Origin of the sequence: Klebsiella sp. X1-16S-Nf21 (assembly GCF_002837615.1) — a bacterium.
Classification (GTDB): Bacteria; Pseudomonadota; Gammaproteobacteria; order Enterobacterales; family Enterobacteriaceae; genus Klebsiella; species Klebsiella variicola.
Map to the genome: position 1 here is coordinate 1 of NZ_PJDK01000135.1, position 5598 is coordinate 5598.

The following is a 5598-nucleotide window of genomic DNA, read 5'->3' on the forward strand; positions in this document are numbered from 1 at the left end:
CAAGAACGAAAAAGCCGACCAGCAACAGCAGCAGCACGCCCCAGCCGGTGCGGAACGTCGCCGGATCTTTTATCGCCGTGACCGGCGCTTTCAGTAACGCCATATCCCAGGCCGGCGGGATATCCCGGCGAAAGAACAGGTGCAGCATCGCCAGGGTGGTGAGGATCGCCGCGAGATCGACCGTCACCATCACCGAAGCGTACTCCCTGAAGCCGATGGCAAAGAAATCTGCCGAAACGATATTCACCAGATTCGACACCACCAGCGGCAGGCTGGCGGTATCGGCAATAAATCCGGCGGCCATGACAAAGGCCAGCATCGTTCCCTTGCTGAATCCCAGCGCTCGCAGCATGGCAATCACGATGGGGGTGAGGATCAGCGCCGCGCCGTCGTTGGCAAACAGCGCCGCCACCGCGGCGCCGAGCAGGATAATCCAGGTAAATAGCAGACGACCCCGCCCTCTTCCCCAGCGGGAAACGTGCAGCGCGGCCCATTCAAAAAAGCCAGACTCATCAAGCAGCAGGCTGATAATGATAACGGCGATAAAGGTGGCGGTCGCATTCCAGACGATATGCCACACCACCGGGATATCGGCTAGTTGTACTCCACCGGTGGCCAGCGCCAGCGCCGCGCCAAAGGCCGCGCTCCAGCCGATCCCTAAACCCCGCGGCTGCCAGATCACCAGCACCAGGGTCAGGACAAAAATCGCGCCTGCCAGCAACATGATTACCCCCGTCAATCACATTCGAAAAAACAGATATGTTTAGATAAAATTTTTACTGACAACCCGCCCCGTCAGCCAGTCTGCAAACCATCATCCGCACATCGTCCTGCTGACTGAGCCAGGCCTGCTCAATCACCTGCGCCGCCCAGGCCGGCATCTGCGGAGAGAGGCGGTAATGGACCCATTTACCCTGTTTACGATCCAGCAGCAGCCCGCTTTCCCGCAGCATCGCCAGATGGCGGGAGATCTTGGGCTGGGACTGGGCGAGCGCCGTACAGAGATCGCAAACACACAGCTCTCCACGCGCCTTGAGCAGCAATACGATCCCCAGCCGGGTTTCATCGGCGAGGTTTTTGAACAGTTGCAGGGGCAATAAAGACATGATTTCTCCTTAAGCGTGACGGACAGCATACGGAACCACCAATAAAGATCAATATACATTCGTAAAAACATATGTGTTATTTCACGCCTGCGATAAGCCCCCGTTGAGTGGCTACATGCCCTCCCTTGCGCAATAGCACGGAAAAATACCGCGCTTTCTTTTATCCCTCATCGAAATGTGTCAGGCTGGCGATCCCATCGGATTGACAGGGTTTTCAGGATGAGTACGCTTTATGTGGTTGTTTTAACGTATATAAAACCGCTCGAAGAGGTGGACGACGCCATTCCCGCCCACGTCGAATGGCTCAAAAAAGGCTATGCTGACGGCCTCTTTCTCGCCTCCGGCCGCCGCCTTCCCCGCACCGGCGGGGTGATTCTGGCGAAATGCGCCAGCCGGGAAATGCTGGAATCGCGTCTGAGTCAGGATCCCTTCCAGCAGTTGGGTCTCGCCCGTACCGAGATTATTCCCTTTGAGGCCAGCATGGCGTCACCCGTACTGCAGTCGCTGTTATAAGCGTATCCCGGAGGAAAAATGCAGCCGTCCTTTCACTGGATCAATGAACCTGCCGAGTGGCGCCGCGATACCGACGGCCTGACGGTGGTCACCGATAAGCATACCGACTTCTGGCGCCATACCTGGTATGGCTTCGAGCGTTTCTCTGGGCATCTTTATGCTACTGAGGTGGAAGGTGATTTTACCCTGCAGGCAAAAATATGTGCCGATTTCACCACGCTTTACGACCAGGCTGGACTAATGATGATGGCGGACGAGCAGACCTGGCTGAAGGCGGGGATTGAATTCAATGACGATGCCCCGGCCATCGGCAGCGTACTGACGCTAACCCACTCCGACTGGGCCACCGGGCTTTTTCCCGGCGACCCGCGCACCTTCTGGCTGCGGCTGACCCGCAAGGGCGATGCGTTAAGGCTGCAGTATTCGACCGACGGCGAGCGCTGGCCGCTGCTGCGGCTCGGCTACTTTCCGCCAGGCCCGGTCAAAGCGGGCGTCATGTGCTGCTCACCGGAGCGCGGGGGACTGGCGGTTGAGTTTCAGGATATTCAGCTTTCCCCGCCATCAGACAAAGCGCTGCACGATCTGAGCTGAACGCTAGCGGGAAGACCCGACTTTCTCTGCATCCTGGGGCCCGGGATTACAGGGTTCGCGGGTGCCGGGCAGGTAAAAATGGCCGTGCTTATCGGGATCGGTGCCGCCCGGGCACCCTGCCCGACCCGAGGAATTATCGCTATTGCCGCCGTTCGAACCGTTGCCGCCGTCGGCGCCAGCTATTACCGACTGCCCGTTATGGCCACCGTGAACGCCCTGCGCTGCACTGGCCGAAAACGCCACCAGCGCGAACATACAGACCATGAAGCGTCTGCCCATTGCTGCCTCTCCCTTATTGATATTCCCCGTCCATCGCGTTGACGATGGGATGAGCCGTTGCACGGCAAAATGCACCGCGATAAAAACGCGTTATCCGCAGGGAGTATAGGATTAAGGCTGAGAGAAAGACAGGGCCGGTGCCTTCAGACATTTCGCACGCAAATAACCTCTATTCCGCGGTATGCGCTATCAGAAAATCAATCAGGGCTTTCACCCTTTTCGTTCTGCCCGCGTTTTTCGGGTAATAGAGATAAACCGGCGGATAGGTTTTCCAGTAGTCCTCCATCACCGGTAGAAACTGTTCACGATCGGGCTGTAGCCGCCAGATGGGTTCAAACAAGCGGCCAATCCCCAGTCCATGGCGGATACCGTCGGCCATGACGTCAATATCATTGCTGATTAACTGTCCGGGCATCTCGACGGTCAGTTGCTCGCCGTGGTCATTGAGGATCAGCGGCAGGATGCGGTTGTTGGTAATAAAGCGATAGCCAATCAGCCGGTGATGGTTGAGATCGGCGGGCACCGCAGGCACGCCATATTCGGCCAGATAGGCTGAGGAGGCATATAACCCTTCCCGAAACGGCTTCATTAACGGGCGGGCGACCACTCCGCCTTCGAGAATATCGCCAAAGCGGATCCCCAGGTCGAATCGTTCTTCAATAATATTGACGGTACCGTCATAGACCGATATTTCCAGCTGGATCCCCGGATATTGCTGACAAAATGCCGCCATCGCCGGTTTCAAAATAAGCAGGTAGGCAAAGCGCGAGAGGGTTATTCTCACTGCTCCGGAGGGTTCCTGATTCTGGTCGCGGAGGCTCTCCAGCGATGTTTCCAGAACCTCCACCGCCGCCGCAGTCTGCTCCAGCAGCTGTTGCCCGGTTTCCGTCAGCTCGATTCGCCGGGTAGTGCGCACAAAAAGCGGATGACCGATGTGCTCTTCCAGCAGCTTGAGCGCATTGCTGACCGAGGGCGGCGTGATTTCTAATTTCCTTGCGGCGGCCGAGATAGTGCCTTCGCGCGCAATGCTCTGAAAAATGCGTATCTGATTATAAAGCGCGTTATTCATAGCATCTCCTTAAGCCAACCTCGACTGATTATTAAGTACAGGCTAAATATTCTTAAGTCAATGACCGCCTAATCTTCGCCACCAGGGGCTCGTATACTTTTGTCTCTTCCCGCTAATAACGACTTTCCGGAGACAACGATGCGAATTTTATGTCTGGATATTCCCGCGCCCGGCGCGACGCTGGAACACTATGCGCCGCACCTTACCGCGGAAGCCCTGCATGCCTGGGGACTGTATAAGTCTGGCTTTATCCGCGACATCTATTTCCGTCAGGACCGACCCGGCGTCGCTATTTTCCTCGAATGCGACACCGTGGAAGAGGCGAATAACGTCATGGCCGAATTTCCGCTGGCAAAAGCGGGTTTATTAACCTTCGAGTGTATTCCACTCGGCTCGTTTATTAGCTGGGAAAATCTCTTCTCAGCCGAATTTAAACATCAGGAGTAACGATGGAAAGGCCTCATATCCTTATCGTTTCCGGACATCCGGACCTCAACCATTCCATCGCCAACGCCACCATCCTCGACGAAGTGGCGACCGCCCTGCCCGACGCGGAAATCCGCCGTCTGGACAGGCTCTATCCGCACGGCAACATCAACATCAGCGCAGAGCAGGAAAGCCTGCTCAGGGCCGATGTGATTGTCTGGCAGTTTCCTTTTTCCTGGTATGGGCTGCCCGGGTTAATGAAACAGTGGCTGGACGAGGTTTTTGTTCATGGCTTTGCTCACGGCTCAACGGCGAAACTGGGCGGTAAAAAACTGCTTCTTTCTTTCACCACCGGGGCGCCGCAAGCGCTCTACACTACTGACGGTTTCTTTGGCCACGCCATTGAAGAGTACCTCCTTCCTTTCGAGACCACGGCCAGGCTGTGCAATCTTGAGCTGCTGGCGCCGGTTTATACCTGCGGCATCAGCTACGCCGACCGGGATGCCGACAAAATCGCCCAGCAAAAAGCGCGTGCCCGGGAGCACGCGGCCAGACTGATCGCGCAGCTGAAAACTCTGGTGGAATAACCCAAAGGGAGAAAATAACGATGCAGTATACCCGGCTCGGTAAAAGTGACTTACTGGTCTCCCGCATCTGCATGGGATGTATGGGGTTTGGCGATCCGTTGACGGGCCAGCATCGCTGGACGCTGGACGAAACAGCAAGCCGGGACATCATTCGCTACGGCCTCGAAAAGGGCATCAATTTTTACGATACCGCCATCGCCTATCAGAACGGCTCCAGTGAGCGGTACGTTGGCCGGGCGCTGCGGGAGATGGCAAAACGCGAGGAGGTGGTGCTGGCCACCAAGTTTCTGCCACGAACCGCTGCCCAGATAGCCGAGGGGATCAGCGGAAAAGAGGCGATAGCCCGCTCGCTCGACCAGAGTCTGCGAAACCTCGGGATGGACTACATCGACCTCTACATCTACCACATCTGGGATCACAACACCCCGGTTATCGACGTGCTGGAGGCGCTGCACACCGCCGTGACCGCCGGCAAGGTGCGCGCGATTGGCATTTCCAATTGCTATGCCTGGCAGCTGGCGAAGGCGAACGCCCTTGCTGAACGCGAAGGGCTGACGCCCTTTGTCTCCATGCAAAGCCATTACAACCTGATTATGCGTGAAGACGAACGAGAACTCTTCGGGCTGTGCGCAGAAGATAATATCGCCATGACCCCCTATAGCGCGCTGGCCAGCGGCCGTCTCTCGCGTTTAGAAGGCTACACGCGGCGAGCGGTGGAAGATGATTATGCCCGGGGGAAATACGACGGCACGGCAGAGCAGGATCGGATCATTATTGCGCGCGTCGCCGAACTTGCCGAACGGCATCAGGTCTCCATGACCGAAATCTCGCTGGCCTGGCTGCTGACTAAAGTCACCGCCCCGGTGGTCGGCGCCACGCAAAAGCACCATGTTGACGGTGCGGTCAGCGCCGTGAACCTGCGGCTCAGTTCTGAGGAGATCCGCTATCTGGAAGAGGCCTACCAGCCGCACGTTCTCACAGGCGTGATGGCGCAAAACACGCCGCAAGCCAAAGACCATCATCAGGT

General features: G+C 56.9%; 9 protein-coding genes. 5 read left to right on the plus strand and 4 right to left on the minus strand.

Annotated features, from left to right (window positions below; translation table 11 throughout):
* Together CW267_RS29410 and CW267_RS29415 are read right to left on the minus strand one after the other, a co-directional pair.
* A partial coding sequence (locus CW267_RS29410; RefSeq protein ID WP_264755093.1) for an ArsB/NhaD family transporter occupies nucleotides 1-724 on the minus strand: 724 nt, incomplete at its 3' end.
* A 52-nt stretch (nucleotides 725-776) separates the two neighbouring features.
* Entirely contained in the window at nucleotides 777-1106 is a 330-nt protein-coding gene (locus tag CW267_RS29415) for a metalloregulator ArsR/SmtB family transcription factor (RefSeq protein WP_008806397.1), read from the minus strand.
* 219 nt (nucleotides 1107-1325) lie between these two features.
* Between CW267_RS29415 and CW267_RS29420 the strand changes: the two genes are divergently transcribed.
* Together CW267_RS29420 and CW267_RS29425 are read left to right on the plus strand one after the other, a co-directional pair.
* Nucleotides 1326-1619 carry a YciI family protein gene (locus CW267_RS29420; protein WP_008806398.1) on the plus strand — a complete coding sequence of 98 codons (294 nt, stop codon included), beginning with the start codon at nucleotides 1326-1328 and terminating at the stop codon, nucleotides 1617-1619.
* A gap of 18 nt (nucleotides 1620-1637) precedes the next feature.
* Nucleotides 1638-2210 (plus strand): DUF1349 domain-containing protein, encoded by a 573-nt coding sequence (locus tag CW267_RS29425; RefSeq protein WP_012540607.1) that lies wholly within the window; start codon nucleotides 1638-1640, stop codon nucleotides 2208-2210.
* A gap of 3 nt (nucleotides 2211-2213) precedes the next feature.
* On the opposite strand, the gene CW267_RS29430 is transcribed toward CW267_RS29425, so the two are convergent.
* Together CW267_RS29430 and CW267_RS29435 are read right to left on the minus strand one after the other, a co-directional pair.
* Nucleotides 2214-2489 carry a hypothetical protein gene (locus CW267_RS29430; protein ID WP_100781236.1) on the minus strand — a complete coding sequence of 92 codons (276 nt, stop codon included), beginning with the start codon at nucleotides 2487-2489 and terminating at the stop codon, nucleotides 2214-2216.
* Nucleotides 2490-2658: 169 nt separating this feature from the next.
* Nucleotides 2659-3558 carry a LysR family transcriptional regulator gene (locus CW267_RS29435; RefSeq protein ID WP_012540606.1) on the minus strand — a complete coding sequence of 300 codons (900 nt, stop codon included), beginning with the start codon at nucleotides 3556-3558 and terminating at the stop codon, nucleotides 2659-2661.
* 138 nt (nucleotides 3559-3696) lie between these two features.
* Here CW267_RS29435 and CW267_RS29440 point away from each other — a divergent pair, with 138 nt between their 5' ends.
* The 3 genes from CW267_RS29440 to CW267_RS29450 all read left to right on the plus strand — a co-directional run.
* Nucleotides 3697-4005: a superoxide dismutase gene (locus CW267_RS29440; protein ID WP_004151785.1), complete on the plus strand. Its 309-nt coding sequence runs from the start codon at nucleotides 3697-3699 to the stop codon at nucleotides 4003-4005.
* A 2-nt stretch (nucleotides 4006-4007) separates the two neighbouring features.
* Nucleotides 4008-4571, plus strand: a complete 564-nt coding sequence (locus CW267_RS29445) for an NAD(P)H-dependent oxidoreductase (protein ID WP_100781235.1) — start codon at nucleotides 4008-4010, stop codon at nucleotides 4569-4571.
* Nucleotides 4572-4591: 20 nt separating this feature from the next.
* Nucleotides 4592-5598, plus strand: a 1007-nt coding sequence (locus CW267_RS29450) for an aldo/keto reductase (RefSeq protein ID WP_101148708.1), incomplete at its 3' end; no start/stop codon positions are given.

What these genes read in the sequence shown, in the direction of transcription:
- CW267_RS29415 (WP_008806397.1), bottom strand. Translation starts at nt 1,106, where the DNA reads ATGTCTTTATTGCCCCTGCAACTGTTCAAAAACCTCGCCGATGAAACC.
- CW267_RS29420 (WP_008806398.1), top strand. Translation starts at nt 1,326, where the DNA reads ATGAGTACGCTTTATGTGGTTGTTTTAACGTATATAAAACCGCTCGAA.
- CW267_RS29425 (WP_012540607.1), top strand. Translation starts at nt 1,638, where the DNA reads ATGCAGCCGTCCTTTCACTGGATCAATGAACCTGCCGAGTGGCGCCGC.
- CW267_RS29430 (WP_100781236.1), bottom strand. Translation starts at nt 2,489, where the DNA reads ATGGGCAGACGCTTCATGGTCTGTATGTTCGCGCTGGTGGCGTTTTCG.
- CW267_RS29435 (WP_012540606.1), bottom strand. Translation starts at nt 3,558, where the DNA reads ATGAATAACGCGCTTTATAATCAGATACGCATTTTTCAGAGCATTGCG.
- CW267_RS29440 (WP_004151785.1), top strand. Translation starts at nt 3,697, where the DNA reads ATGCGAATTTTATGTCTGGATATTCCCGCGCCCGGCGCGACGCTGGAA.
- CW267_RS29445 (WP_100781235.1), top strand. Translation starts at nt 4,008, where the DNA reads ATGGAAAGGCCTCATATCCTTATCGTTTCCGGACATCCGGACCTCAAC.